The 24,706-nt window shown below is 46.0% G+C and carries 34 protein-coding genes; 7 read left to right on the top strand and 27 right to left on the bottom strand.

The window, feature by feature from the left end; translation table 11 throughout:
* Positions 1–172 precede the first annotated feature (172 nt).
* Entirely contained in the window at positions 173–1,078 is a 906-nt protein-coding gene (locus ACVA54_RS13825) for a TIGR03899 family protein (protein WP_099079966.1), read from the top strand.
* A 90-nt stretch (positions 1,079–1,168) separates the two neighbouring features.
* On the opposite strand, the gene cysC is transcribed toward ACVA54_RS13825, so the two are convergent.
* The 5 genes from cysC to cobA form a co-directional block, all read right to left on the bottom strand.
* Complete coding sequence (cysC, locus tag ACVA54_RS13830) at positions 1,169–1,786, bottom strand: adenylyl-sulfate kinase (protein WP_099079967.1); 618 nt, start codon at positions 1,784–1,786, stop codon at positions 1,169–1,171.
* Positions 1,787–1,810: 24 nt separating this feature from the next.
* Positions 1,811–3,535, bottom strand: coding sequence for an SLC13 family permease (locus ACVA54_RS13835; RefSeq protein WP_446640881.1), 1,725 nt, complete (start codon positions 3,533–3,535; stop codon positions 1,811–1,813).
* Between the two features lie 205 nt (positions 3,536–3,740).
* Positions 3,741–5,171 carry a sulfate adenylyltransferase subunit CysN gene (gene cysN / locus ACVA54_RS13840; RefSeq protein WP_099079969.1) on the bottom strand — a complete coding sequence of 477 codons (1,431 nt, stop codon included), beginning with the start codon at positions 5,169–5,171 and terminating at the stop codon, positions 3,741–3,743.
* A 32-nt stretch (positions 5,172–5,203) separates the two neighbouring features.
* Entirely contained in the window at positions 5,204–6,112 is a 909-nt protein-coding gene (cysD, locus tag ACVA54_RS13845; protein ID WP_099079970.1) for a sulfate adenylyltransferase subunit CysD, read from the bottom strand.
* A gap of 59 nt (positions 6,113–6,171) precedes the next feature.
* Positions 6,172–7,047: a uroporphyrinogen-III C-methyltransferase gene (gene cobA / locus ACVA54_RS13850; RefSeq protein ID WP_172438145.1), complete on the bottom strand. Its 876-nt coding sequence runs from the start codon at positions 7,045–7,047 to the stop codon at positions 6,172–6,174.
* 260 nt (positions 7,048–7,307) lie between these two features.
* Between cobA and cpdB the strand changes: the two genes are divergently transcribed.
* The gene (gene cpdB / locus ACVA54_RS13855) at positions 7,308–9,269 is read left to right on the top strand and encodes a 2',3'-cyclic-nucleotide 2'-phosphodiesterase (protein WP_182852642.1); all 1,962 of its coding nucleotides are present in this window, start codon (positions 7,308–7,310) and stop codon (positions 9,267–9,269) included.
* Positions 9,270–9,366: 97 nt separating this feature from the next.
* Positions 9,367–9,942 carry a Crp/Fnr family transcriptional regulator gene (locus ACVA54_RS13860; protein WP_119464017.1) on the top strand — a complete coding sequence of 192 codons (576 nt, stop codon included), beginning with the start codon at positions 9,367–9,369 and terminating at the stop codon, positions 9,940–9,942.
* Positions 9,943–9,994: 52 nt separating this feature from the next.
* Here the strand turns inward: ACVA54_RS13860 and dbpA are convergent, their stop codons facing one another.
* On the bottom strand, positions 9,995–11,374 hold the full coding sequence (gene dbpA / locus ACVA54_RS13865) for an ATP-dependent RNA helicase DbpA (protein WP_446649700.1): 1,380 nt from the start codon (positions 11,372–11,374) through the stop codon (positions 9,995–9,997).
* 146 nt (positions 11,375–11,520) lie between these two features.
* Here dbpA and ACVA54_RS13870 point away from each other — a divergent pair, with 146 nt between their 5' ends.
* The gene (locus tag ACVA54_RS13870) at positions 11,521–11,973 is read left to right on the top strand and encodes a GNAT family N-acetyltransferase (RefSeq protein ID WP_099079974.1); all 453 of its coding nucleotides are present in this window, start codon (positions 11,521–11,523) and stop codon (positions 11,971–11,973) included.
* Positions 11,974–12,834, top strand: coding sequence for a DMT family transporter (locus ACVA54_RS13875; RefSeq protein ID WP_099079975.1), 861 nt, complete (start codon positions 11,974–11,976; stop codon positions 12,832–12,834). It abuts the gene before it with no gap.
* 84 nt (positions 12,835–12,918) lie between these two features.
* Here ACVA54_RS13875 and ACVA54_RS13880 read toward each other — a convergent pair whose 3' ends face one another.
* Positions 12,919–13,515 carry a LysM-like peptidoglycan-binding domain-containing protein gene (locus tag ACVA54_RS13880; RefSeq protein WP_099079976.1) on the bottom strand — a complete coding sequence of 199 codons (597 nt, stop codon included), beginning with the start codon at positions 13,513–13,515 and terminating at the stop codon, positions 12,919–12,921.
* A 232-nt stretch (positions 13,516–13,747) separates the two neighbouring features.
* On the opposite strand from ACVA54_RS13880, the gene ACVA54_RS13885 reads away from it, so the two are divergent.
* Positions 13,748–14,368, top strand: coding sequence for an FKBP-type peptidyl-prolyl cis-trans isomerase (locus ACVA54_RS13885; RefSeq protein ID WP_099079977.1), 621 nt, complete (start codon positions 13,748–13,750; stop codon positions 14,366–14,368).
* Between the two features lie 99 nt (positions 14,369–14,467).
* Entirely contained in the window at positions 14,468–15,037 is a 570-nt protein-coding gene (locus ACVA54_RS13890) for a DUF2780 domain-containing protein (RefSeq protein ID WP_099079978.1), read from the top strand.
* Positions 15,038–15,129: 92 nt separating this feature from the next.
* Here the strand turns inward: ACVA54_RS13890 and rplQ are convergent, their stop codons facing one another.
* The 20 genes from rplQ to rplP all read right to left on the bottom strand — a co-directional run bounded on the left by rplQ (position 15,130) and on the right by rplP (position 24,701).
* Positions 15,130–15,510 carry a 50S ribosomal protein L17 gene (gene rplQ, locus ACVA54_RS13895; protein ID WP_005383141.1) on the bottom strand — a complete coding sequence of 127 codons (381 nt, stop codon included), beginning with the start codon at positions 15,508–15,510 and terminating at the stop codon, positions 15,130–15,132.
* Positions 15,511–15,536: 26 nt separating this feature from the next.
* Positions 15,537–16,529, bottom strand: coding sequence for a DNA-directed RNA polymerase subunit alpha (locus ACVA54_RS13900; protein WP_005383143.1), 993 nt, complete (start codon positions 16,527–16,529; stop codon positions 15,537–15,539).
* 23 nt (positions 16,530–16,552) lie between these two features.
* Positions 16,553–17,173: a 30S ribosomal protein S4 gene (gene rpsD / locus ACVA54_RS13905; protein ID WP_099079979.1), complete on the bottom strand. Its 621-nt coding sequence runs from the start codon at positions 17,171–17,173 to the stop codon at positions 16,553–16,555.
* 27 nt (positions 17,174–17,200) lie between these two features.
* Entirely contained in the window at positions 17,201–17,590 is a 390-nt protein-coding gene (gene rpsK / locus ACVA54_RS13910) for a 30S ribosomal protein S11 (protein ID WP_001118870.1), read from the bottom strand.
* A gap of 18 nt (positions 17,591–17,608) precedes the next feature.
* Positions 17,609–17,965 carry a 30S ribosomal protein S13 gene (gene rpsM, locus ACVA54_RS13915; RefSeq protein WP_005435100.1) on the bottom strand — a complete coding sequence of 119 codons (357 nt, stop codon included), beginning with the start codon at positions 17,963–17,965 and terminating at the stop codon, positions 17,609–17,611.
* A gap of 149 nt (positions 17,966–18,114) precedes the next feature.
* On the bottom strand, positions 18,115–18,228 hold the full coding sequence (rpmJ, locus tag ACVA54_RS13920) for a 50S ribosomal protein L36 (protein ID WP_000868186.1): 114 nt from the start codon (positions 18,226–18,228) through the stop codon (positions 18,115–18,117).
* 38 nt (positions 18,229–18,266) lie between these two features.
* A complete protein-coding gene (gene secY, locus ACVA54_RS13925; protein WP_005435093.1) occupies positions 18,267–19,601 on the bottom strand; it encodes a preprotein translocase subunit SecY in 1,335 nt (444 codons plus the stop codon).
* Positions 19,602–19,621: 20 nt separating this feature from the next.
* Positions 19,622–20,056, bottom strand: a complete 435-nt coding sequence (rplO, locus tag ACVA54_RS13930; RefSeq protein WP_099079980.1) for a 50S ribosomal protein L15 — start codon at positions 20,054–20,056, stop codon at positions 19,622–19,624.
* A gap of 5 nt (positions 20,057–20,061) precedes the next feature.
* On the bottom strand, positions 20,062–20,238 hold the full coding sequence (gene rpmD / locus ACVA54_RS13935) for a 50S ribosomal protein L30 (protein WP_000201159.1): 177 nt from the start codon (positions 20,236–20,238) through the stop codon (positions 20,062–20,064).
* Positions 20,239–20,245: 7 nt separating this feature from the next.
* Positions 20,246–20,749 (bottom strand): 30S ribosomal protein S5, encoded by a 504-nt coding sequence (rpsE, locus tag ACVA54_RS13940; RefSeq protein WP_021708925.1) that lies wholly within the window; start codon positions 20,747–20,749, stop codon positions 20,246–20,248.
* 14 nt (positions 20,750–20,763) lie between these two features.
* Entirely contained in the window at positions 20,764–21,117 is a 354-nt protein-coding gene (gene rplR, locus ACVA54_RS13945; RefSeq protein ID WP_021451677.1) for a 50S ribosomal protein L18, read from the bottom strand.
* Between the two features lie 9 nt (positions 21,118–21,126).
* Complete coding sequence (gene rplF / locus ACVA54_RS13950; RefSeq protein WP_099079981.1) at positions 21,127–21,660, bottom strand: 50S ribosomal protein L6; 534 nt, start codon at positions 21,658–21,660, stop codon at positions 21,127–21,129.
* A 12-nt stretch (positions 21,661–21,672) separates the two neighbouring features.
* On the bottom strand, positions 21,673–22,065 hold the full coding sequence (gene rpsH, locus ACVA54_RS13955; protein ID WP_005450567.1) for a 30S ribosomal protein S8: 393 nt from the start codon (positions 22,063–22,065) through the stop codon (positions 21,673–21,675).
* Between the two features lie 29 nt (positions 22,066–22,094).
* Entirely contained in the window at positions 22,095–22,400 is a 306-nt protein-coding gene (gene rpsN, locus ACVA54_RS13960) for a 30S ribosomal protein S14 (protein WP_099079982.1), read from the bottom strand.
* 17 nt (positions 22,401–22,417) lie between these two features.
* On the bottom strand, positions 22,418–22,957 hold the full coding sequence (rplE, locus tag ACVA54_RS13965) for a 50S ribosomal protein L5 (protein WP_005450569.1): 540 nt from the start codon (positions 22,955–22,957) through the stop codon (positions 22,418–22,420).
* Positions 22,958–22,980: 23 nt separating this feature from the next.
* A complete protein-coding gene (rplX, locus tag ACVA54_RS13970; RefSeq protein WP_005435084.1) occupies positions 22,981–23,298 on the bottom strand; it encodes a 50S ribosomal protein L24 in 318 nt (105 codons plus the stop codon).
* Between the two features lie 13 nt (positions 23,299–23,311).
* Positions 23,312–23,683 carry a 50S ribosomal protein L14 gene (rplN, locus tag ACVA54_RS13975; protein WP_005489425.1) on the bottom strand — a complete coding sequence of 124 codons (372 nt, stop codon included), beginning with the start codon at positions 23,681–23,683 and terminating at the stop codon, positions 23,312–23,314.
* Positions 23,684–23,845: 162 nt separating this feature from the next.
* Entirely contained in the window at positions 23,846–24,100 is a 255-nt protein-coding gene (gene rpsQ, locus ACVA54_RS13980; protein WP_099079983.1) for a 30S ribosomal protein S17, read from the bottom strand.
* Complete coding sequence (gene rpmC, locus ACVA54_RS13985) at positions 24,100–24,291, bottom strand: 50S ribosomal protein L29 (RefSeq protein WP_004410456.1); 192 nt, start codon at positions 24,289–24,291, stop codon at positions 24,100–24,102. Before rpmC ends, rpsQ begins: the two co-directional genes overlap by 1 nt.
* On the bottom strand, positions 24,291–24,701 hold the full coding sequence (rplP, locus tag ACVA54_RS13990; protein ID WP_099079984.1) for a 50S ribosomal protein L16: 411 nt from the start codon (positions 24,699–24,701) through the stop codon (positions 24,291–24,293). The genes rpmC and rplP overlap by 1 nt, the downstream gene beginning before the upstream one ends.
* Between the last annotated feature and the right edge of the window lie 5 nt (positions 24,702–24,706).

Consider the following 24,706-nt stretch of genomic DNA (forward strand, 5'->3'; position numbering starts at 1 on the left):
GTCTCTGAATATTTCATCGCCCCTCCAAAATAGTGATAACAATCTTAACAATTTGTTATCATTTTGAATAGTCCTTTTTTGTATCAAAATCTGAGCATCACTCTCTGGTCGACCATCGTATTAAGGTGTAAATTTAGGCAAGCGAGAACCGCAAGCCCTGGTAGGAAAATAAATGGCAGAACCAGCAAAGCAACCTATTGTCATCGAACACAAACCCAATTGTCAGAAAAAACGTCACCATGACAAAAAGACTGGCTACATCAAAGACAGCGCGAGCCGTGTTCAAACCATTGCGCAGACTTATGGGCTCGACGCACTGCTACAAAGCGAACCGCCTGCAAAAACCGCACTAGAACGTGCACAACTGCGTGAGCAGCGCCGCCAAGAGCAAAGACAGAAAAACCTAGAACAGATCCTTAAGTTAGCGCACAGCTCATGCCGAGATGAAACCGCCGGAGAGCCAGACCAAGATTGGTTATACCGCTTTTTCGATATGGCGCAGAACATCCACAACAGTTCAATGCAAAAACTATGGGCGCAAGTGCTGAAGCGAGAGGTCATCAACCCAGGAGCCACTTCAATGAAGGCACTAAAAGCATTGAAAGACATGTCACCCAAGGAAGCTCAAACGCTGCAAAGAGCCGCCTCTTTAGCGTGCAGTTTTGGTGGTGACAGCAGCCAAAAGCTGCTCATTGGCTACAAAGCGCATGGCGGAATATTTAGCTTTGGTAAACGCGATACCACTAGCAACCTCAATATGGGCAGCTTCCAGCTTCCTTATTCGAGTTTACTGGTGTTGATTGAGCTGGGACTTCTGCACAGCACAGAATTAGAATCAGGAGAGATTGGTATCGAAGTACCTTTGATGCTCACCTACCAAGGTAAGAGTTTGTCACTGCAAGTGAACACGAAAGGTGTCCGTCTTCTGTATTACCGCTTTACGCCAACAGGCAATGAGTTGTGTAAGCTGCTTGGCAATAAACCTAACAATCAATACTACGACCAGATGTTGACCCTTTTAAATCAGAAATTTAGCGTTCACAGCGAAGCGAAAACCACGGTGAATCACACCGTTTAGTTCAGAAAAAAGAGCTTTTTATCACTGATGATCCAAAAGCTCTTTAAACAGCTTAGTGACTTTTTGGCCACCCATGATCCAAATGCTTTTTTATCGGATCACACCACGTTGTGTTAGATCAGCCAAACACAATTCCACTAGCGCTTCGACACTCTTGTCGCCTGCGGGCAAATCGATCTCTGGGTTAGCTGGTGCTTGATATTCAGAATCAATACCAGTGAAATTCGATATTTCACCGGCGCGCGCTTTTTTGTATAACCCTTTCGGATCACGCCCTTCGCACACTTCTAGAGACGCATTGACGAACACTTCAATAAACTCGCCATCAGGCAGTAAATCACGTACTAACTGACGCTCAACACGGTGTGGGGAAATAAATGCAGACAGCACAATCAAGCCTGCATCCGCCATTAGCTTAGCCAATTCACCAATACGGCGAATGTTCTCCCGACGATCTTGCTCAGAAAAACCTAAATCACTACACAAACCATGCCGAACGTTGTCGCCATCTAACAAATAAGTGTGGTACCCCAGCTCAGATAAGCGGTTTTCTAACGCCCCTGCAATGGTGGACTTCCCTGCTCCGGACAGCCCTGTGAACCATAACACCGCTGGTTTTTGCTGCTTTAACTCCGCACGACGCTGTTTATCAACCGAGTGCTGATGCCAAACAATGTTTCCATCTTTTACCGCTGTTTCAGCAGCCATAACGTATCCTTGTAAATTTACAGATTAAAACGGAAAGAAGACCGGGATCAGTGTCAGTACCAACACGGAATACACGATGGATATCGGCACACCAATTCGCACATAATCGGTCAATTTGTAATTCCCTACGCTGTAGACCAACAGGTTAGTTTGATACCCGTAAGGAGAAATAAAACTTGCGCTGGCGCCGAACAACACCGCCATAATAAATGGCATGGGATCAACACCATACCCTACAGCCATACTATAGCCGATAGGAAAAGACAGCGCCGCCGCCGCATTATTCGTCACCAACTCTGTCAGCACTAAGGTCATAATATAAGTCGCCACCAGTGCCCCTAACACACCCCAGCCATTAAAGGCTTCAATAAACATATCACCCATTCTCACCGACAAACCGGACGAGAGCATTAGCTGTGCAATCGACAGCGCTGAGCCAACTATCACCACGATATCGATGGGGAAACGACGACGAAGCTCAGAAAGTTGTACAACACCGAATGCAAGCAAAGCGATGAGATAAGCGGCTAAGCCCTTAATCAGCGGAATGACATCAAGGAGTGCACAACCGATGACTGACGCAAAGCCGAGTAACACCAGTGAAGATTTATTGGCATCCAAACGGGCACTGGAGTCCAGATCATTTATCACAACAAATTCTTTACGATGCGCTCGGCGTTCACTTTCAAAACGCTTACCGGGCACTAAAATTAAGGTATCGCCTGCCGCTAACGTAATGTTACCTAACCCACCTTCAAGGCGCTCATGACCACGACGAATCGCCACCACCACCGCATCAAAGCGGTCACGAAATCGGCTTTCTTTGAGCGTCTTACGACAAAAGGTCGCCGACGAACTCACAACGACTTCTATAAAATGCTGCCCGTTAAGATGCTGATGACCAAATAACGTCAGGCCAGAAATTTCTTGCAGTGTGGCCACACTTTCAACATCCCCACAAAACAGCAAGCGATCTTTCGCTTTTAACACAAAATCAGGTCCAACCGAGGGGACGCTGACCTCATCTCGGATCACTTCCGCTAGAAACAACTTTCTTAGCGCACGTAAATTATTTTCGCTGATGGTACGCCCGACTAGAGGTGACCCAGGCTCCACACGAGATTCTAAAAAGTATGGCAAATCCTCTTGGTTCTGATCATCATAGTTAGGCAATAAATAGCTCAATGGAATTAAGATGAGCAGCCCGCCCACCAGCACTGCCAAACCAATCATGGTCGGGGTAAAAAAGCTCAAACTCGGTAAGCCCACATCTTCCACAAAGCTGTTGATGATTAAGTTGGTCGAGGTTCCTATCAGCGTTAACGTACCACCAAAGATAGCAGCGTAAGATAGCGGGATCAGTAACTTAGATGGAGCATGTTGCTGGTTGCGCTTAATCGCACCAATCAAAGAGATTACGACGGCAGTGTTATTGGTAAAAGAGGACAATAACGCGGTTGAAAAGCCTAACTTAGCAATGACCTGACCGAGGCTCCCCTTCGAGATACTGCGACTAACCCAACTAATAAGTAACGTTTTCTCCAATGCACAAGATGCCAAGATCAACAAGACTAAAGTCAGTAGAGAAGAATTAGTGAAGTTGGCAGCAATGGTGTTAAGTTCAATCATACCGGCCATAAAGGCGACAAAAGCGGCACCAGCGAAGACATGGCTCGGTTTGGTTTTACTTACGAGCAGACAAGTAATAATGCCCAGCAAAATCGCCAATACCAATCCTTGTTCCCACATAGCCTTTCCTTACTAACAAACCCGAACCGGACAAAAAGAATCACTCTTACAACGCGTGATATACAACGTGAAAAACGAGCTACAAAAACAAAACCATAAAAGAAAAATGCCAAAATGCTCGATTTCTTTGACCTCCTGAGCATTCTGGATTTGGGGAAAAATCAGCCTGACTGGTGCTGCAATTCAGCCAGGCTCAATGAACCGATTACTTCTTCAGTAGCTGGCTCAGATCCTTGGCCTCCCAGTGTGGAAAATGCTTACGAACCAGAGCATTAAGCTCAATTTCGAACGCTGAAACATCAGCAAGGCCACGTTCAACTTCAGCCAAGCTTTCTTTCACCATCCCCGCACCAACGGTTACGTTCGTCAGACGATCAATGATGATGAACCCCCCCGTGTCCGCGCACGCTTGGTAATTATCGAGAGCGACAGACTCGTTCAGCGACCACTCACATAAACCAATGCCATTCAGTGGCAGTTCTGGCGTACCATAAGTCGATAAATTATTGATGTCATATTGGTGATGAATAGACTCTACATGCCCCACCGTCTTCTTACCTGCAATCTTGATGTCATAGTCTCGCCCTGGTTGCAGGGGTTGCTCCGTCATCCATACGACATCCGCCAACAGGTGATTGGTTGATTCTACTTGCGCATTCTCAAGCACAATCAAGTCACCACGGCTGACGTCGATTTCATCACTCAGTGTTAGCGTCACTGCCAATCCCGCTTGGGCTTGCTGTACATCGCCATCAAACGTCACAATACGTGCAACCGTAGACGTTTTGCCCGATGGCAGTACTTTAATCGCATCGCCGGCTTCCACCGAGCCTGAAGCAATCGTGCCAGCAAAACCGCGAAAATCCAGATTCGGGCGATTCACGTATTGCACTGGGAAGCGAAAATCCCCTGCATCTCTTGATTGATCAATATCCACTTCTTCAAGCAGCTCTAATAGCGACGGACCTTCAAACCAACTTAAGTTTGGTCCTTTGTCGACCACGTTGTCGCCCTCTAAAGCTGAAATTGGAATGATCTGAATATCAGTCTCACCAATTAGGTTCTCAGAAAACTTCAGGTACTCATCACGAATTTCTTCAAAACGCGATTGTGAGTAATCCACCAGATCCATCTTGTTTATCGCCACAATAAAGTGCTTCAAACCGAGTAAATTGGAAATGAATGAATGACGACGGGTTTGATCCAACACCCCTTTACGCGCGTCAATAAGGATCACCGCGAGGTCACAAGTCGAAGCGCCCGTTGCCATGTTACGGGTGTACTGCTCATGCCCTGGGGTATCGGCAATAATGAACTTACGCTTCTGGGTAGAGAAGTAACGGTACGCCACATCGATGGTAATACCCTGCTCGCGCTCGGCTTGGAGACCATCCACTAGCAATGCCAAATCTGGTTTTTCACCCGTGGTGCCCACTCGCTGGCTATCCGAGTGAACGGCAGCAAGCTGATCTTCATAAATTTGTTTGGAATCATGGAGCAAACGGCCAATTAAGGTGCTTTTACCGTCATCAACCGAGCCACAAGTCAGGAATCTAAGCAGGGACTTGTACTGATGTTGTGTTAAATAGCCTTCGATACCAAGCTCGGCTAATTGAGCTTCAACTGTACTGTTCATTATCTTTCCTTAGATCAAAGGGTCTATTCACCCTAAAAGTAACCTTGACGTTTCTTAAGCTCCATCGATCCTGACTGATCGTGGTCAATCGCTCGGCCTTGACGCTCACTTGAAGTGGCGACTAGCATTTCTTCTATAATGCCCGTTAGCGTATTCGCCTCGGATTCGATCGCACCGGTTAATGGGTAACAACCAAGCGTACGGAAACGCACGCTTTTCTCTTCAATCACTTCGCCTGGTTCTAGCTTCATACGATCATCATCAACCATGATCAACATGCCATCGCGCTCAACCACAGGACGCTTGTCAGCAAGGTAGAGAGGCACAATTTCGATGTTCTCTAGATAGATGTATTGCCAGATATCCAGCTCTGTCCAGTTTGAAAGCGGAAATACACGAATGCTTTCCCCTTTATTGACTTGGCCATTGTACGTCTTCCAAAGCTCAGGACGTTGATTCTTTGGGTCCCAGGTGTGGTTCTTATCGCGGAATGAGTACACTCGCTCTTTGGCACGTGATTTTTCCTCGTCACGACGCGCGCCACCAAACGCTGCATCAAAGCCGTACTTGTTCAGAGCCTGCTTTAATCCCTGCGTTTTCATAATATCAGTGTGCTTTGAAGAACCATGTACGAACGGGCTACATCCCATAGCAAGACCTTCTGGGTTCTTATGAACCAAAAGCTCAAAACCATATTTCTCTGCCGTACGATCACGAAATTCGATCATCTCACGGAATTTCCAGTCGGTATCGACGTGCAGTAAAGGGAACGGAATTTTGCCAGGATAAAAAGCCTTGCGCGCAAGATGCAGCATGACTGAAGAGTCTTTACCAATCGAATACATCATGACTGGGTTATCAAACTCAGCAGCAACTTCACGGATAATATGAATACTTTCCGCTTCGAGCTGCTGTAGGTGAGTTAAACGTTGTTGATCCATATTTTGAATTTCCTTGTTAAGCTAACCGGCTCATTAGGTTACGAATTTTGTGGCTCTGGCTATCGGCCATTCGCAACGGCGGTTTTGTTGCAATCAGTATTAGGCAAAAACCAGTCTAATTTTTGAGATAAGCGCACCACCTCACCGACAACAATCAAAGAGGGCGCCTGAGCTTGCTTCGACAGCTCGGACAACTGCGACAATACTCCTGAGAACACTTTTTGCTGAACTTGAGTACCACGCTCGATGATCGCAATAGGTGTAGAGGCCGCTCTGCCGTGTTTTATAAGTTGATCTTGAATATGGTGAGACTTCATCAAGCCCATGTAGATCACTAACGTTTGATTACCTCGAGCGAGTGTCGACCAGTCCATATCGTCACTGTCTTCTTTTAAATGCCCTGTAACAAACAGCGCGGATTGCGCATAATCACGGTGAGTCAAAGGGATGCCTGCATAAGCTGTCGCCCCTGCGGCAGCCGTAATGCCGGGGACGACCTGAAAACGCACACCGGCATCAGCCAAAACTTCCAGCTCTTCGCCACCACGACCAAAAACAAAGGGATCACCGCCCTTTATGCGCACCACTTTGTGGCCTTGCTTGGCAAAATCCACCAGCAGCTGATTGGTCTTCTCTTGCGGCACGCTGTGATAACTCGCTCTTTTCCCTACGCACACCAAAATGGTATCGCTTGGGATAAGCGCCATGATCTCTTCAGAGACAAGGTAGTCATAAAGCACGACATCCGCTTGCTGCAGACAGTTTAAGGCTTTTAACGTCAGCAATTCAGGATCGCCAGGCCCGGCCCCGACTAAAGCGACTTCGCCTGATTGAAGTGATTGTTTAGCAAAACGCGGAACCTCGACGGCTTTATTATTCGCCACCAGCCGAGGCTTATTTAAGGGGAACGTCGTTACTGACTCGTTGACTGCCATGTGCTCACTCATCATCCATTGATATCGTATATCTGACATTATGGCGGCGTACGTATATTGCCGGAAATTCTAAAATTTCATTTTTTATTCAAAAAACTGCTAAGCAATTTTTGTTTAGTCTCATTCAAAACGATGAAAAGCCAACAACTCCACCATTAAACCAACCGCAATCACAGTTTTCTGCATGCCAAGCGTAGGGTTGCATCAATATTTGCTAAATTAGTCAACGCACGTTCTCTCTATTAAACTTGGAGCATCTAATGAAGATAGCAGTTAATCCCGTTTCCGTCGCAGTTTTGACTGGCATGTTAACGCTGGCTAGCTCTGCCATGGCAGACACTATCAAGCTGCGAATTATCGAAACAACCGACATTCACACCAATGTGATGGATTACGATTACTATAAAGATCAACCATCACAGAAAATCGGTTTAAGTCGCGCTGCAACGCTGGTTAAACAAGCCCGTTCAGAAGCAGAAAACAGCGTCCTCGTGGATAATGGTGACTTAATTCAAGGCAGTCCGATGGGGGATTACATGGCAGCGAAAGGGATTAACGCTGGCGAAGTCCACCCCGTTTACAAAGCGATGAACCAGTTAGATTACGATGTAGGTAACATTGGTAACCACGAATTTAACTACGGGTTAGATTTTCTGAAAAAAACCATCGACGGGGCGAACTTCCCATATATCAGTGCGAACGTGTTCGATAAAAAAACGGGTGAACACTACTTCAAACCTTATTTGATCAAAACGCACACCTTCAAAGACACTGAGGGTCAAAGCCACGAAATCAAAGTCGGTTACATTGGCTTCGTGCCACCTCAAATTATGGTGTGGGATAAGAAAAATCTAGAAGGCAAAGTCGTCGCCAAAGACATCAAAGAAACCGCGGAGAAGCTCGTTCCTCAAATGAAAAAAGAGGGTGCGGATGTGATTGTGGCGATCCCACACTCTGGCGTTTCAACTGACCCATATAAACTAGACGCAGAAAACTCGGTTTACTACTTAACGGAAGTAGAAGGCATCGATGCGATTGCGTTTGGTCACTCTCACGCCGTATTCCCAGGCAAAGGATTTAAAAATCTTCAAGGCGTCGATAACGAAAAAGGCAGCATCAATGGCGTAACAGCCGTCATGCCAGGCCGCTGGGGCAGTCACGTTGGTGTCATGGACTTACTACTTAAAGAGCAAGACGGTAAGTGGCAAGTAGTAGAAGGCCAAGCAGAAGCTCGCCCTATTTTCGACAACGCGAACAAGAAATCTCTCGCAGAAGCGGATAACGGCATCGTTAACGCACTAAAAGAAGACCATAAAGGCACGCGTGAGTTCGTTAACCAGCCAATTGGTAAAGCGAATGATGTGATGTACAGCTTCCTCGCATTGGTACAAGATGATCCAACCATTCAGATCGTAAACCTAGCACAGAAAGACTACGTGGAGCGCTTTATTCAAGGCGATCCTGATCTCGCTGACATTCCGGTATTGAGTGCAGCTGCGCCGTTTAAAGTGGGCGGCCGTAAAGATGACCCAACGGGCTTCACAGAAGTTGAAGCTGGTCAGCTAACCTTCCGTAACGCCGCTGACCTTTATCTGTACCCGAATACACTCGTGGCAATGAAGGTCAAAGGTAAAGAAGTTAAAGAATGGCTAGAGTGCAGTGCTGGCCAATTCAAGCACATCGATGTGAACAGTCATGAACCTCAGTCTTTGATTGATTGGGATAACTTCCGCACTTATAACTTCGATGTGATTGATGGTGTGAGCTACCAAATCGATATCACTCAACCACCTAAGTACGACGCAGGCTGTAAAGTCATCAACCCGAACTCACAACGTATCGTGAACCTAACGTTCAATGGCAAGCCTGTCGATCCGAAGCAAGATTTCATTATTGCGACGAACAACTACCGTGCGTACAGCAACACCTTCCCTGGTACAGGCCCTGACTTCATCGCGTTCGATTCTCCCGATGAGAACCGATCTGTGATTGCCGCTTACATCTCTCGCGTAAGTGAAGAAAAAGGCGAAGTCACACCAAGTGCTGATAACAACTGGTCGTTCGCTCCGATTAAGTCAAATACCAAGCTAGACATCCGCTTTGAAACATCACCAAGCGATAAAGCAGCACAGTTCATCAAAGCGAATGGACAATACCCGATGAAGCGTGTCGCAACCGATGAGATTGGTTTTGCGATCTACCAAATCGACTTAAACAAATAGCCTCAACCAGACTCAAAATATTAAGCGGCTTCTATAAGCCGCTTTTTTGTCACCAGAAAAAGCCGTTAGAATAGAGAAAATTCTTTGGGAGTATCACATGCACCACGCGCTTTTTTCTGACTTAATCAATCATGGTTTTCTGGAACAAGAAGCCAATCAGCTTATCGAGCACGGCCAGCAGCTTGAACTGCCTACACGACACATTTTGAATCATCAAGGCGAGTGCAGTTCACACATCTACTTTGTGTTGGAAGGCTTATGCCACGCCAGTTACCTGACCGATAAAGGCAAAGAGTTCAGCAAAGAGTTTTACTGGGAAAAAGATTGGATGATTGGCTTTGAAGGCATTATAAAAAATCAGCCTGCCCCGTATTTATTAGAAACGCTGACGCCTTGTGATCTATTTTGCTTACCCATTGAAATAGTGCACCAATGGCGCAAAGAGAAGCATCCGATTTATTTGAAGTTGCTTGAAACACAACTGATGCATAAAGAAAACAAAGAGCGCTTTATGTTGCTCTACTCACCGGAAGAACGCTACCAATTATTTTGCGCCCATTACCCTGATTTAGAACAACGCATTACAGACAGTCAAATTGCAGCTTATTTAGGAATAACCGCCATCAGTTTAAGTCGTATAAAAACGCGCTTAAAGAAAGACATGAATGACTAAAACGCAAAAGGCGCTTCATTCGAAGCGCCTTCCTAATTCAGAGGGTATCTTATTACTTCAGAATACGAGCTCGGAATTGACGACCTTTCATCTTACCGTTACTAATGATCTGTAGCGCTTTCTTCGCCACTGACTTTTCGACCGCCACGTAAGAGCGCATCGCCATTAATTGGATCTTACCCACTTGTGCACCAGTAATGCCGCCTTTGCCGGTCAAACAACCTAAAATATCACCCGCACGAACTTTTTGCTTCTTACCACCATCGATATTGATCGTCACCATTTTTGCTTGATAAGGCTGTTGGTTTGATTTCGCTGGCAGCGTTGCTGGAACCACATCCATATCCAAGTACTCTTCGATACGGGCAACGCGTAAACCGTCTTTTTCACCAAAGAAGCTGAATGCCAAGCCGTTACTGCCAGCACGACCGGTACGGCCAATACGGTGTACATGTACTTCAGGGTCTCGAGACAGTTCAAAGTTAAACACCGCATCTAGGTTGTCCACATCCAAACCGCGAGCAGCAACGTCAGTAGCCACTAGAATAGAAACACTCTTGTTCGCAAACTGAACCAACGCTTGGTCACGCTCACGCTGTTCTAGATCACCATGAAGGTCAATGACACTGAAACCTTTGTGGTGTAGTTCATCTGCCACATTCTGTACTTCTTTCTTGGTGTTACAGAACACCACCGCCGACTCTGGCTGATGAGTCAAAAGTAGATTGGCCAATGCTTCATCACGCGCTTCTGAGCCTTCTACCTTATAAAAGTACTGTGCGATGCTCGACGTATCATGAGTTGCTTCGACTTTAATCAGCTCTGGTGATTGCATAATACGCTGAGCAATCTGTTCAATTTTCTCTGGGAAGGTGGCGCTGAAAAGCAGCGTTTGACGTTGCTTCGGCGCAGCCTCAATGATCGCATCCAGCGCGTCTTGAAAGCCCATGTCCAACATGCGGTCAGCTTCATCCAATACCAACGTATTCAGCTCTTCAAGATTAATTCGGCCCTTTTCAAGGTGATCGAGAATACGACCAGGTGTTCCCACCAGAATATGAGCACCATGCTCTAGTGAGCCAATCTGAGGCCCCATCGGCATCCCACCACACAAAGTCAGCACTTTGATATTATGAATACCACGACCTAACGTACGGATCTCTTTCGCCACCTGATCAGCCAACTCACGCGTGGGGCACAACACCAAAGATTGCACCCGGAAGCGCTTTACGTTGAGGTTGGATAACACACCGAGGCCAAACGCTGCCGTTTTACCCGAGCCAGTTTTACCCTGACCAATCACATCACGCTGATTCAAAATCGCTGGCAAGCTGAGCGCTTGAATTGGCGTCATATGGGTATAGTTCAATGAATCAAGCGTTTCTAGTAGCGCTGGATTTAGCCCTACTTGGTCAAAAGTTTGTTTGCTCACAGGGTAGTATCCTCAGGTGGGATGAAAAAGAGGGCACATTATCGCCAGATTTGTCACGAAGACCAGTTAAAATTAACCATAGTTAATGAGTAATTACAGAAAACGACGTAAAGTCAGCGGCATACTCTCATTAATGGATATTGGAAATGATCAACTGGACTGCCCAACCTTTCTCTCAACTGACAACCATACAACTGTATGAGATGCTGCGCCTGCGCGTTGATGTCTTTGTGGTGGAGCAAACCTGTCCTTATCCTGAACTGGACGGCAAAGATACACTAGAAGGCGTTTTTCACCTATTGGGCTATAAAGGCAAGGAGCTGGTTGCTTGTGCGCGCTTACTGCCTGCGGGTACAACATATGACAATGTGAGTATCGGTCGTGTGGTAACCAAACAAAGCGCTCGAGGTAGTGGTCTTGGACATGAACTTCTTGAGCAAGCCCTACAATATTGCCAACAGCTATGGTCAGGTCAGACGATCGATATTGGCGCGCAAGAACATCTGATGGCTTTCTATGCGAGTCATGGCTTTAAGGTCATTTCCGAAAGCTACCTGGAAGATGGTATCCCTCATGTGGATATGCGCCGAGTAAGCTAAATGTCACCACACCTGCTAGCGTTACTCCTACTGGTTATCGGTAACTTGGCGGCATCACTCTCCGATGTCGCCGTCAAACTGATTGAGGGCGGCATCAGCCCTTTCCAATATATGTTTGTGCGCCAGTTGGCTTCACTGCTGATCATCTTGCCTTTTTACCTCAAACAAAAACCGAATAAGCGCAGCCTAAAACAAGCACCTATCACCTTGTTGCGAGCCCACCTTATATTGATTGGTAGCGGCTGTATGATGGTTGCAGTCACTCACCTCCCTCTCGCTACCGCTAACGCCATCTTTTACGCAGCACCCATTTTAATGTTGCCACTGTCAATATTGTTCCTAAAAGAGCACCCACCACTGAGTAAGATCTTGCTCACTTGCTTTGGCTTCCTCGGAGTCTTAGTGGTGCTCAGACCGGATCATTTTCATTGGGCTGCGTTGTTTGCACTCGGCACAGCAATCACACTGGCGATGTTCAATATATTGGTAAGAAAGCTGCCCAGTGAACAATCGGTCGTCACCACACTTTGGTGGACAACACTGTTCTCGTTGCCTATCTCCACAATATTAGCTAGGTTTTACTGGCAACCTATGACTTGGCACGAACTGGCGTTCGTGATCGCGAGTGCCGTGTGCATCTTAAGTTATAATGGCTTAGCTGTTTTGGCGTATCAGAAAGCTCCGGCTGGAGACATTGCCTTAGCGGAATATTCAGGCTTAGTGTTTGTAACACTATTCGGGATATGGTGGTTTGATGAGATTCCGGATTGGCTGACGGCAATAGGGATCCTAGTGATCGTACTGCCTCTCTTACCATGGAATAAGAGAAAACAGCGCGTCAATCAACAGACACAAGATTGAACATATTGAGCAGCCATACACAAGCAACTGGCGGATACAAACAAGGCGCGAATCAAAGGCCTCTAGAATAGTTACTAGTGAATGTTATTTGTTACGACCGAATGTCCCATCAGATAAACGGAAAAACATCACCGAATCGCCACTTTTCTCCAGCTGAAGCATATCTAATTTTCCATCATTAGCGAGCTTAAAGCGCACCAACTGACCTTGCTTGATTCGACTCAGAGGTTTGTCACTGCCTTCTATTTTGACCAAGGCGTTTAAGTCTGCCATCGGCAGTTGGTTGCTGCGGAATACTTGAGCTAACGTATCACCGTTCTTTACCGTGTACTCTTTCCATTGCTCAGACTTCTTTGGTTCTGAGTTTTGCACTGAACGCTGCTCACTCAAGCTTTGTGCATTCAGCTGGATTGCGACACGTTGAGTGTCAACCGGAGATTCCACCACTGCTTGCTTATCCTTAGGAGCAGGGATGAGCAAAAGCAAAAAGACCACTGGTAGCAGCACCATTAAAGCACGTTGGTGTAACTTAGGAAGGTGTTGCCAAAATTGGGCAATCGGCTGAATGATTTGCTGCCACTTGGCCTTGCTGACCGGCTGCTTCCAATCGATAGCAGCGAGCTTTTGTTTCATCAATTCGACGTAGTCGACTTGCTGCTTTTTCTTTCTGCGACGATTCATGGTAATGAGTCCCTTAATACTTCTGACACCAGTATAAAAATACCAGCGCGGAGAGTATATGTTTTTCACCAAAGTAAAATGCGTTTTGGCTGAAATTGGCAAAGATTTCACTTGGAGTAAGAGATAAGTCACACCCTTGATGCCCTAATAAGACATTCCACTACAATCGTTTAAACCTACGCGTGAAACTGATATCCTGTTGCTTTCCTCACTCGAAATAAGAGCGACATTCATGTCTGAAATTAAATTTGAAACTGCTGAACAAAAAGCAAGCTACGGCATTGGTCTGCAAATGGGTCAGCAACTTGCAGGTTCTGGTCTAGAAGGCCTTAACGTTGATGCTATCGCAGCGGGTATTGCAACAGCACTAACTGGCGACATGCCAGCGATCGAAATTGACGAAATCAACAACGCACTGCAAGAGCTACACACTCGCGCAGAAGCCGTTCGTCAAGAAGCAGCAAAAGCAGCAGCAGCTGAAGGCGAAGCGTTCCTAAAAGATAACGCTCTACGTCCTGAAGTAAACGTACTTGAATCTGGTCTTCAGTACGAAATCATCACTGAAGGTAACGGTGAAATCCCAACTTCTGATAAACAAGTTCGCGTTCACTACCACGGTGAACTCACTGACGGCACGGTATTCGACAGTTCTGTATCTCGCGGTCAACCAGCTGAATTCCCTGTAACTGGCGTAATCAAAGGCTGGGTAGAAGCACTTCAGCTAATGCCTGTGGGTTCTAAGTGGAAACTGTACATCCCACAAGATCTTGCATATGGTGAGCGTGGCGCCGGTGCTGCTATCCCTCCATTCGCAGCACTAGTATTCGAAGTAGAACTACTAGACATCCTATAATCGATACTGATTAGTGATATTTTAAAGCGGCACTCCACGTGTCGCTTTTTTTTTGTCTACAATTTATTCGGACTCACTCCCGATTAGTAAGGACAAAGAATGAAAAAACTGAATCTACTTTTAACCTGCCTTATTCTTTCAACACCGGCTTTGGCCGATACGCTCATCCAAGAAACTGAAGGAGAATTGGAAAAAGCAAAGCAAAGCACTGAAGATGTAATGAAAAAAGCGGAAACTGACTCCGATACGTTACTAAAAGATGCGGAAGGAGAAACGGATAAAGCAATGAAAAGTGCCGATGACCTAGTGAAAGGGGTAGAGCTCGAGCACAGTAATCCCATTGCTGAAGCGGTAGGGAAAAAGCTCACTATTTCTACCGACATGGCCGCATCTGGCACTAGTGCTATGCTCGCTTATGCGGAAAGCAAGCTAACAGGGGACAACTTATCCGAATTGAACAAGTTAGTTCCAGGATTGTCAGATCTCACCGATATAAGTCTGACCATGGGCTCTATCGATAGCATGGATAAGGTTAAAAGTGCATTCAGTAACGCAGGCTTAGACGCCTCTCAAGTTGCCGAATTTTCACCGATCATATTAGATTACCTTAAACAGCAAGGAGCAACGAGCAATCTATTGGGTGCACTAAGCTCTCTATGGAGTGAGTGAGACGTTGTATAGATATGTACGTTGACTTTTAAGAGTCAGCGAATACAAAAAAGCCGAGCTGATGCTCGGCTTTTTTTGTTCTTACGAACTGATTACTCAGCAGCTTCTTCAGCCGCTGGGCGATCTACAAGCTCAATGTAAGCCATTGGAGCTTTGTCACCAGCACGGAAGCCAGCTTTTAGGATACGAGTGTAACCGCCCTGACGAGCAGCAAAACGTGGACCTAGTTCGTTAAACAGTTTTGCAACTACTTCGTTATCACGAGTACGTGCAAATGCTAGACGACGGTTAGCAACACTGTCAGTCTTAGCTAGTGTAATCAAAGGCTCAACTACGCGACGTAGCTCTTTTGCTTTTGGCAAAGTAGTCTTGATAACTTCATGACGTACTAGAGAGCTAGCCATGTTGCTGAACATCGCTTTGCGATGTGAGCTGTTGCGGTTGAGTTGACGACCACTCTTACGATGGCGCATGACCTAATCCTTCTAACTAGTATCGATTAATCTTCAGCGATTGATGCAGGTGGCCAGTTTTCTAGGCGCATGCCCAGAGACAGACCACGTGACGCAAGTACGTCTTTAATCTCAGTAAGAGATTTCTTACCAAGGTTAGGCGTTTTAAGTAGCTCAACCTCAGTACGTTGTACTAGATCACCGATGTAGTGAATCGCTTCTGCTTTCAGACAGTTAGCAGAGCGAACTGTTAGTTCAAGATCGTCTACAGGACGCAGTAGGATCGGATCGAATTCTGGCTTCTCTTCCTTCTCCTCAGGTACACGTACATCACGAAGATCTACGAACGCATCCAATTGCTCAGCAAGAATAGTAGCTGCGCGACGGATTGCTTCCTCAGGTTCTAGAGTTCCGTTTGTTTCCATATCGATAACAAGCTTGTCTAAGTCAGTACGCTGCTCTACACGAGCTGCTTCTACAGCGTAGGCAATTTTGTCTACTGGGCTGTAAGTAGCATCTACTAGTAGACGACCGATTGGACGCTCATCTTCTTCGTTATGGATACGCGCAGAAGCTGGAACATAACCACGACCACGTTCTACTTTAATACGCATTGCGATTTCAGCGTTGTCATCCGTTAGATGACAAATAACGTGTTCTGGGTTAGCGATCTCTACATCACCATCATGGGTGATGTCACCTGCAACCACAGGGCCCGAGCCTGATTTGTTCAGCGTAATGAACACTTCATCTTTGCCTTCGGCAACGCGAACAGCCAAACCTTTAAGGTTTAGAAGGATTTCAAGAATATCTTCTTGTACACCTTCTTTCGTGCTGTACTCATGAAGTACGCCTTCAATCTCTACTTCTGTGACTGCACAACCAGGCATAGAAGATAGAAGAATGCGGCGAAGTGCATTACCTAGAGTATGACCAAAGCCACGCTCTAATGGCTCAAGAGTTACTTTTGCGTGAGTCGAGCTGATCTGTTCGATGTCAACTAGACGTGGCTTAAGAAATTCTGTTACAGAACCCTGCATTGTGTCCTCTCTTTAGTTTAACCTTACTTAGAGTAAAGCTCGACGATCAATTGTTCGTTGATGTCAGCTGATAGATCAGAACGCTCAGGCATACGCTTGAATGTACCTTCCATCTTGCCACCATCTACTTCAATCCAAGTTGGTTTTTCACGTTGTTCAGCAACTTCTAGAGCCGCTTTAATACGAGCTTGCTGTTTAGCTTTCTCGCGGATAGATACAACGTCATTAGCCGTTACTTTGAAAGAAGGAACGTTTACAACTTTACCGTTAACTAGGATAGCTTTGTGGCTAACTAGCTGACGTGCTTCTGCGCGAGTTGCGCCAAAGCCCATGCGGTAAACTACGTTATCAAGACGACCTTCAAGAAGCTGAAGTAGGTTTTCACCCGTGTTGCCTTTTAGGCGAGCAGCTTCTTTGTAGTAGTTACGGAATTGTTTTTCTAGAACGCCGTACATACGACGAACTTTTTGCTTCTCACGAAGCTGAACGCCATACTCAGATAGACGACCGCGACGAGCGCCGTGTACACCTGGTGCGTTATCAATTTTACACTTGGTATCGATCGCGCGAACACCAGACTTAAGAAATAAGTCAGTGCCTTCACGACGGCTAAGCTTCAGCTTAGGACCCAAATATCTTGCCATGATTCTTCTCCAATAGTCCTAGAAACGTTATACGCGACGTTTCTTAGGTGGACGACAACCGTTATGAGGGATTGGTGTAGCATCTACAATGTTTGTGATGCGGAAACCAGCTGCGTTCAGTGCGCGAACAGTAGATTCACGACCTGGACCAGGACCCTTAACCATAACTTCCAAGTTCTTTAGACCGTATTCTTTAGCCATTTCAGCACAACGCTCAGCAGCAACCTGTGCAGCGAACGGAGTAGATTTACGAGAACCACGGAAACCAGAACCACCAGCAGTAGCCCAAGCTAGAGCGTTACCTTGACGGTCAGTAATGGTTACGATTGTGTTATTGAAAGAAGCATGGATGTGCGCAACGCCATCTGCAACTTGCTTGCGTACGCGCTTACGAGCGCGAGTTGGTTGTTTAGCCATTGTACTCTACCTTCCCGATTATTTCTTGATCGGCTTACGCGGACCCTTACGGGTGCGAGCGTTGGTTTTAGTACGCTGTCCACGTAGTGGTAGACTGCGACGATGACGAAGACCACGGTAACAGCCAAGGTCCATAAGACGCTTGATGTTCATTGATACTTCACGACGTAGATCACCTTCTACAGTGTATTTAGCTACACCATCACGCAGTTGATCGATCTGCTCTTCAGTTAGTTCACTGATCTTAACATCTTCAGCAATACCCACTTCAGCTAGAATAGCTTGAGAGCGAGTTTTACCGATGCCGTAGATTGACGTTAGTGCAATTACAGCATGTTTTTGATCAGGAATGTTAATGCCGGCTATACGGGCCATTATTCACTCCTAAGTGTTTCTTAAAAAGAATTAGCCGCAGCAAAGCCCGTTATGGATACGCTGCGGAGTGCTACTTCTTTTGCACGCAAAAGGTAGGCCGAGAAATATACTCGACCTATCCTTCATTTTCAAGTAAAAATTTCTGCTAATTAGCCTTGGCGCTGTTTGTGCTTTGGCTCACTGCAAATCACGCGAACAACACCGTTGCGCTTGATTACTTTACAGTTACGGCAGATTTTTTTAACGGAAGCACGAACTTTCATTGCTAAACTCCGTAATTGAAACTGAGTCTACCACCGTATTAACGGCCGTAGCCTTTCAGATTCGCTTTCTTCAACACAGAATCATACTGTTGAGACATCAGATGAGTCTGTACCTGTGCCATAAAGTCCATGATAACAACAACTACGATAAGTAGTGATGTACCGCCGAAGTAGAAACGTACGTTCCACGCGACCATCATAAACTCGGGAATCAGACAGATAAAGGTAATGTACAGTGCACCAGCAAGGGTTAAACGTGTCATCACTTTATCAATGTATTTCGCTGTCTGCTCACCTGGGCGGATGCCGGGTACGAATGCACCTGACTTCTTCAAGTTATCTGCTGTTTCACGCGGGTTGAAAACCAACGCCGTGTAGAAGAAACAGAAGAAAATAATTGCTGCTGCATAAAGCATTACATACAGCGGCTGACCTGGGCTAAGAGCCAAAGACACGTCAGTTAACCAACCGAACGCGCTGCTCTCACCGTTCTGACCAAACCACTGAGCCAGTGTTCCTGGGAACAGGATAATACTTGATGCAAAAATCGCAGGAATAACACCAGCCATATTAATTTTAAGTGGCAAGTGTGAGCTTTGCGCAGCAAATACTTTACGACCTTGTTGACGCTTAGCGTAGTTAACGACGATTCGACGCTGACCACGTTCCATGAAAACAACGAAGTAAATTACTGCAAAAGCTAATACTGCGATTAACAGTAGAAGAAGTACATGCAATTCACCTTGACGCGCTTGCTCGATTGTTTGACCGATTGCTGAAGGCAATCCAGCAACAATACCTGCAAAAATCAGAATGGAAATACCATTACCGATTCCTCGCTCTGTAATTTGTTCACCTAACCACATTAGGAACATGGTACCGGTTACTAAACTTACGGTAGCAATTAGCGTAAACATGGTTTGGTTCATTACAACCAAATTGTCGACCATGTTTGGTAAGCCTGTTGCAATACCAATAGCTTGGAATGTTGCAAGTACAAGCGTGCCGTAGCGTGTATATTGGCTGATCTTACGACGGCCTGCTTCACCCTCTTTTTTGAGTTCCGCTAACGCTGGATGAACTACAGTTAGCAATTGGACAACAATAGAAGCCGAAATATACGGCATGATGCCCAATGCTAATATAGATGCACGCTCAAGAGCACCACCGGAGAACATGTTAAACATTTCTACGATGGTACCTTTTTGCTGTTCGAACAAATCGGCAAGTACAGCAGCGTCAATACCAGGGATCGGCACAAAAGAGCCGGCTCGGAATACTAAAAGTGCACCAATTACGAATAATAAGCGCGACTTTAGTTCACTTAAGCCGCTCTGAGCACTACGAAAATCTTGTCCTGGTTTCTTAGCCATCTGTACCTCGTTCCTCGAGATTATGCCTCGATTTTACCGCCTGCAGCTTCGATTGCAGCTTTAGCGCCTTTAGTCACACGTAGACCTTTAACAGTCACTGCTTTGTTGATTTCACCAGAAAGAACAACTTTAACAAATTCGATGTTCTTAGTGATGATGTTAGCAGCTTTAAGGCTGTTTAGATCAACCACGTCACCAGAAACTTTCGCTAGCTCAGCTAGACGAACTTCAGCAGACACTAGGCTCTTACGAGAAGTGAAACCGAATTTTGGTAGACGTTGTTTCAGAGGCATTTGACCGCCTTCGAAACCTGGACGAACTTTACCGCCAGAACGTGATTTTTGACCTTTGTGACCACGGCCACCAGTTTTACCTAGGCCCGAACCGATACCGCGACCTAGACGCTTAGGAGCGTGCTTAGAACCAGCAGCCGGTGCAAGAGTATTCAAACGCATTCTGATTACTCCTCAACTTTAACCATGTAGTAAACCTTGTTGATCATACCGCGTACGCACGGAGTATCTTCAAGTTCTACTGTGTGGTTGATTTTACGAAGACCTAAACCGCGCAAAGTAGCTTTGTGCTTTGGTAGGCGACCAATTGAGCTTTTAGTTTGAGTTACTTTAATAGTTGCCATGGTGTTCTTACTCCGAAATAGCTTCAACAGTTAGACCACGTTTAGCAGCAACCATTTCTGGTGACTTAACGCTACCTAGTGCATCGATCGTTGCACGAACGATGTTGATAGGGTTCGTAGAACCGTATGCTTTAGATAGTACGTTATGTACGCCAGCAACTTCTAGTACTGCACGCATCGCACCACCTGCGATAACACCAGTACCTTCTGCAGCAGGCTGCATGTAAACTTTAGAGCCCGAGTGGCGACCTTTCACTGGGTGGTGAAGTGTGCCTTCGTTTAGCGCGATAGTAGTCATGTTACGACGCGCTTTTTCCATTGCTTTTTGAATCGCTGCAGGTACTTCACGAGCTTTGCCGTAACCGAAACCTACACGACCGTTACCGTCACCAACTACTGTTAGTGCAGTGAAGCTCATGATTCGACCACCTTTAACCGTTTTAGAAACACGGTTAACTGCGATTAGCTTTTCTTGCAAATCATTCGCTTGAACTTGTTGTTCTTTAGCCATCTTCCAACCCTACCTTAGAATTTCAGACCAGCTTCGCGAGCAGATTCTGCTAGCGCCGCCACTCGACCGTGGTATTGGAAACCAGAACGATCAAATGCAACTGCAGTTACGCCTTTTTCAAGAGCGCGTTCTGCAACAGCTTTACCTACTGCTTTTGCTGCATCGATGTTACCAGTGTATTTCACTTGCTCACGGATCGCTTTTTCTACAGTAGAAGCTGCTGCGATAACCTCAGAGCCGTTAGCCGCGATAACCTGTGCGTACACGTGACGAGGAGTACGGTGTACAACTAGGCGAGTCGCACCCAGTTCTGCAATCTTACGACGTGCACGTGTAGCACGACGGATGCGAGATGCTTTCTTATCCATAGTGTTACCTTACTTCTTCTTAGCTTCTTTAGTACGCACATTTTCATCTGCGTAACGAACACCTTTACCTTTGTAAGGCTCAGGTTGACGGTAAGAACGAATGTCAGCTGCAACTTGACCAACTAGTTGCTTATCACAACCAGTAATAACGATCTCAGTTTGAGTTGGACATTCTGCTTTAATACCCGCTGGCAGTTCATGCTCAACTGGGTGTGAGAAGCCTAGTGTTAGACCTACAGCGTTGCCTTTGATAGCAGCACGGTAACCAACACCTTTAAGTGTTAGCTTCTTAGTAAAGCCTTCAGTAACACCAACAACCATGTTGTTTACAAGTGCACGTGCAGTACCTGCTTGTGCCCATGCGTTAACAACACCTTCTTTAGGACCGAAAGTTAGGTTGTTTTCTTCCTGAGCGATAACAACCGCGTTGTTAAGAACGCGAGTCAGTTCGCCTTTAGCACCTTTTACAGTGATTTCTTGGCCGTTTAGTTTCACCTCTACGCCAGCTGGAATAGCGACAGGTGCTTTTGCAACACGAGACATAGTCTACTCCTATTAAGCTACGTAACAGATGATTTCACCGCCAAGACCTGCTTTACGCGCAGCGCGGTCTGACATCAGACCCTTGGAAGTAGAAACGATAGCAATACCAAGACCACCCATTACAGAAGGAAGTTGATCTTTCTTCTTGTAAACACGTAGACCTGGACGAGAAACACGTTTAAGTTGCTCGATTACTGGTTTAGCTTGGAAGTACTTAAGTGTAACTTCTAGCTCAGGTTTTGCTTCGCCTTCAACAGCGAAGTCAACGATGTAACCTTCAGCTTTTAGTAGTGCAGCGATTGCAACTTTAAGCTTTGAAGAAGGCATTTTAACAGCAACTTTGTTTGCTGCCTGACCGTTACGAACGCGGGTCAGCATATCCGAAATCGGATCTTGCATGCTCATATGATTTACTCCAAATGATTAAGTGGCAATTACCAGCTAGCCTTACGAAGACCCGGAATCTCGCCTTTCATGCAAGCTTCACGAACCTTAATACGGCTTAGACCGAACTTACGTAGGTAACCGTGTGGACGACCAGTTTGGTTGCAACGGTTGCGCTGACGTGATGCACTTGAATCACGTGGAAGAGATTGCAGTGTAAGAACTGCGTTCCAACGATCTTCTTCAGATGCGTTTACATCGCTGATGATAGCTTTTAGCGTTGCGCGCTTTTCAGCGAACTTAGCTACTAGCTGTGCACGTTTAGCTTCACGTGCTTTCATTGATTGTTTAGCCATAACAGTAACCCTTCACCTTACTTACGGAATGGGAAGTTAAAGGCAGCCAGCAGAGCACGGCCTTCCTCATCAGTACCAGCAGACGTCGTAATAGTGATGTCTAAACCGCGTACACGATCAACTTTATCAAAGTCGATTTCCGGGAAGATGATTTGCTCGCGAACGCCCATGCTGTAGTTACCGCGTCCGTCAAAAGACTTAGCGCTAACACCACGGAAGTCACGTACTCGTGGAAGAGCGATCGAAATTAGACGCTCAAGAAAATCCCACATACGTTCGCCACGCAAGGTTACTTTACAACCGATAGGGTAGCCTTCACGGATTTTGAAACCAGCAACAGATTTACGCGCTTTAGTGATAAGTGGCTTTTGACCAGAGATCGTTGCCATATCAGCAGCTGCGTTTTCTAGCAGTTTCTTATCGTTGATTGCTTCACCAACACCCATGTTTAGGGTGATTTTCTCGATTCTAGGGACTTGCATGACGCTTGTGTAGCTAAACTGTTTGGTCAGTTCAGCGACTACAGACGACTTGTAGTAATCATGCAGTTTCGCCATAGTAGAACTCCAAATTACTTCTATTAGTTAGAAACGATTTCGTTGTTAGATTTAAAGAAACGAACTTTCTTACCATCTTCAAAACGGAAACCGATACGGTCAGCTTTACCAGTAGCTGCGTTAAAGATCGCCACGTTAGATACGTCGATCGCTGCTTCTTGCTCTACGATACCGCCTTGGATACCTAGTGCTGGAACAGGTTTCTGATGTTTCTTAACAAGGTTGATGCCTTCAACGATAACTTTACCAGTTGCTAGGACCTTAGTTACTTTACCTTTCTTGCCTTTGTCTTTACCAGCAAGAACGATTACTTCGTCATTACGACGGATTTTAGCTGCCATTTCTACGTGCTCCTTACAGAACTTCTGGAGCCAGTGAAACGATCTTCATGAACTTATCGCCACGAAGTTCGCGTGTCACAGGACCAAAGATACGTGTACCGATTGGTTGCTCAGTAGTGTTATTCAACAGTACGCAAGCATTTCGGTCGAAGCGAATGACAGAACCGTCAGGACGACGTACGCCTTTACGGGTGCGCACTACAACCGCCTTCATAACGTCACCTTTCTTAACTTTACCGCGAGGAATTGCTTCCTTAACAGTAACTTTGATGACGTCACCGATATGTGCATAACGGCGGTGTGAGCCACCCAGAACCTTAATACACATTACGCTGCGTGCGCCTGAGTTATCAGCTGCGTCCAGCATACTTTGCATTTGGATCATGTTAGTGCTCCGCTAAATATTAATAACTAGACCCATCACGGGTCGGGCTGCCTCTTTATAAGGGACGCGAATTGTACCACCCTTTTTCGTGATTGGGTAGTCAAAAAATAAACGGCTCCAAAAAAAATTTTGGAGCCGTTTTCTATCATAGACTAAAGAAGATTACATCTTCGCTTTTTCTACGACTTTCACCAAAGTCCAAGACTTAGTCTTAGACAGTGGACGACACTCAGCGATTTCAACTGTGTCGCCTAGGCCACACTCATTGTTTTCGTCGTGTGCGTGTACTTTAGTTGTGCGTTTTACGAACTTACCGTAAATTGGGTGTTTTACGAAACGTTCGATAGCAACTACGATAGACTTGTCCATCTTGTCGCTAACTACACGACCTTGTTGAGTACGTTTTACTTCGCTCATTATGCGCCTGCCTTCTCAGTCAAAACAGTTTTCACACGTGCGATATCACGGCGTACAGCTTTCAGAGTATGAGTTTGCTGTAGTTGACCAGTCGCTGCTTGCATGCGCAAGTTGAACTGTTCACGTAGCAAATTCAATAGCTCAGCGTTAAGCTCTTCAACGCTTTTTTCGCGTAGATCTTGTGCTTTCATCACATCACCTGCTTAATTACAAATGTAGTCTTGAATGGCAGTTTACGTGCCGCTAGGCGGAACGCTTCACGAGCCAATTCTTCAGGTACACCACCCATTTCGTACATAACCTTACCAGGTTGGATTTGGGCTACCCAGTACTCAACGTTACCTTTACCCTTACCTTGACGAACTTCAAGTGGTTTTTCTGTGATAGGCTTGTCTGGGAACACACGGATCCAGATTTTACCTTGACGCTTAACGTGACGTGTCATTGCACGACGTGCCGCTTCGATTTGACGAGCAGTTAGACGGCCACGGCCAACAGCTTTAAGACCGAATTCGCCGAAGCTTACATCAGTACCTTTAGCTAGACCACGGTTACGACCTGTCTGAACCTTACGGAACTTAGTACGTTTAGGTTGTAGCATCTGTC

The sequence above is a fragment of the Vibrio sp. PNB23_22_6 genome (assembly GCF_052877535.1).

Coding starts and splice junctions, on each gene's coding strand:
- cysN (WP_099079969.1), bottom strand. CDS start 5,171: ATGAACAGTACAGTTGAAGCTCAATTAGCCGAGCTTGGTATCGAAGGC.
- ACVA54_RS13890 (WP_099079978.1), top strand. CDS start 14,468: ATGAAAAAACTGAATCTACTTTTAACCTGCCTTATTCTTTCAACACCG.
- rpsE (WP_021708925.1), bottom strand. CDS start 20,749: ATGGCTAAAGAACAACAAGTTCAAGCGAATGATTTGCAAGAAAAGCTA.
- rpmJ (WP_000868186.1), bottom strand. CDS start 18,228: ATGAAAGTTCGTGCTTCCGTTAAAAAAATCTGCCGTAACTGTAAAGTA.
- rpsQ (WP_099079983.1), bottom strand. CDS start 24,100: ATGAGCGAAGTAAAACGTACTCAACAAGGTCGTGTAGTTAGCGACAAG.
- ACVA54_RS13860 (WP_119464017.1), top strand. CDS start 9,367: ATGCACCACGCGCTTTTTTCTGACTTAATCAATCATGGTTTTCTGGAA.
- rpmD (WP_000201159.1), bottom strand. CDS start 20,238: ATGGCAACTATTAAAGTAACTCAAACTAAAAGCTCAATTGGTCGCCTA.
- ACVA54_RS13885 (WP_099079977.1), top strand. CDS start 13,748: ATGTCTGAAATTAAATTTGAAACTGCTGAACAAAAAGCAAGCTACGGC.
- rplX (WP_005435084.1), bottom strand. CDS start 23,298: ATGGCAGCTAAAATCCGTCGTAATGACGAAGTAATCGTTCTTGCTGGT.
- rpsM (WP_005435100.1), bottom strand. CDS start 17,965: ATGGCCCGTATAGCCGGCATTAACATTCCTGATCAAAAACATGCTGTA.
- rplN (WP_005489425.1), bottom strand. CDS start 23,683: ATGATCCAAATGCAAAGTATGCTGGACGCAGCTGATAACTCAGGCGCA.
- ACVA54_RS13870 (WP_099079974.1), top strand. CDS start 11,521: ATGATCAACTGGACTGCCCAACCTTTCTCTCAACTGACAACCATACAA.
- cysC (WP_099079967.1), bottom strand. CDS start 1,786: ATGGCTGCTGAAACAGCGGTAAAAGATGGAAACATTGTTTGGCATCAG.
- cobA (WP_172438145.1), bottom strand. CDS start 7,047: ATGGCAGTCAACGAGTCAGTAACGACGTTCCCCTTAAATAAGCCTCGG.
- rpsN (WP_099079982.1), bottom strand. CDS start 22,400: ATGGCTAAACAATCAATGAAAGCACGTGAAGCTAAACGTGCACAGCTA.
- rplO (WP_099079980.1), bottom strand. CDS start 20,056: ATGCGTTTGAATACTCTTGCACCGGCTGCTGGTTCTAAGCACGCTCCT.
- rplQ (WP_005383141.1), bottom strand. CDS start 15,510: ATGCGCCATCGTAAGAGTGGTCGTCAACTCAACCGCAACAGCTCACAT.
- cpdB (WP_182852642.1), top strand. CDS start 7,308: ATGAAGATAGCAGTTAATCCCGTTTCCGTCGCAGTTTTGACTGGCATG.
- rpsK (WP_001118870.1), bottom strand. CDS start 17,590: ATGGCTAAACAACCAACTCGCGCTCGTAAGCGCGTACGCAAGCAAGTT.
- ACVA54_RS13900 (WP_005383143.1), bottom strand. CDS start 16,529: ATGCAGGGTTCTGTAACAGAATTTCTTAAGCCACGTCTAGTTGACATC.
- rpsH (WP_005450567.1), bottom strand. CDS start 22,065: ATGAGCATGCAAGATCCGATTTCGGATATGCTGACCCGCGTTCGTAAC.
- rplP (WP_099079984.1), bottom strand. CDS start 24,701: ATGCTACAACCTAAACGTACTAAGTTCCGTAAGGTTCAGACAGGTCGT.
- ACVA54_RS13875 (WP_099079975.1), top strand. CDS start 11,974: ATGTCACCACACCTGCTAGCGTTACTCCTACTGGTTATCGGTAACTTG.
- rplR (WP_021451677.1), bottom strand. CDS start 21,117: ATGGATAAGAAAGCATCTCGCATCCGTCGTGCTACACGTGCACGTCGT.
- rplF (WP_099079981.1), bottom strand. CDS start 21,660: ATGTCTCGTGTTGCAAAAGCACCTGTCGCTATTCCAGCTGGCGTAGAG.
- rplE (WP_005450569.1), bottom strand. CDS start 22,957: ATGGCGAAACTGCATGATTACTACAAGTCGTCTGTAGTCGCTGAACTG.
- secY (WP_005435093.1), bottom strand. CDS start 19,601: ATGGCTAAGAAACCAGGACAAGATTTTCGTAGTGCTCAGAGCGGCTTA.
- ACVA54_RS13825 (WP_099079966.1), top strand. CDS start 173: ATGGCAGAACCAGCAAAGCAACCTATTGTCATCGAACACAAACCCAAT.
- ACVA54_RS13835 (WP_446640881.1), bottom strand. CDS start 3,535: ATGTGGGAACAAGGATTGGTATTGGCGATTTTGCTGGGCATTATTACT.
- ACVA54_RS13880 (WP_099079976.1), bottom strand. CDS start 13,515: ATGAATCGTCGCAGAAAGAAAAAGCAGCAAGTCGACTACGTCGAATTG.
- rpmC (WP_004410456.1), bottom strand. CDS start 24,291: ATGAAAGCACAAGATCTACGCGAAAAAAGCGTTGAAGAGCTTAACGCT.
- rpsD (WP_099079979.1), bottom strand. CDS start 17,173: ATGGCAAGATATTTGGGTCCTAAGCTGAAGCTTAGCCGTCGTGAAGGC.
- cysD (WP_099079970.1), bottom strand. CDS start 6,112: ATGGATCAACAACGTTTAACTCACCTACAGCAGCTCGAAGCGGAAAGT.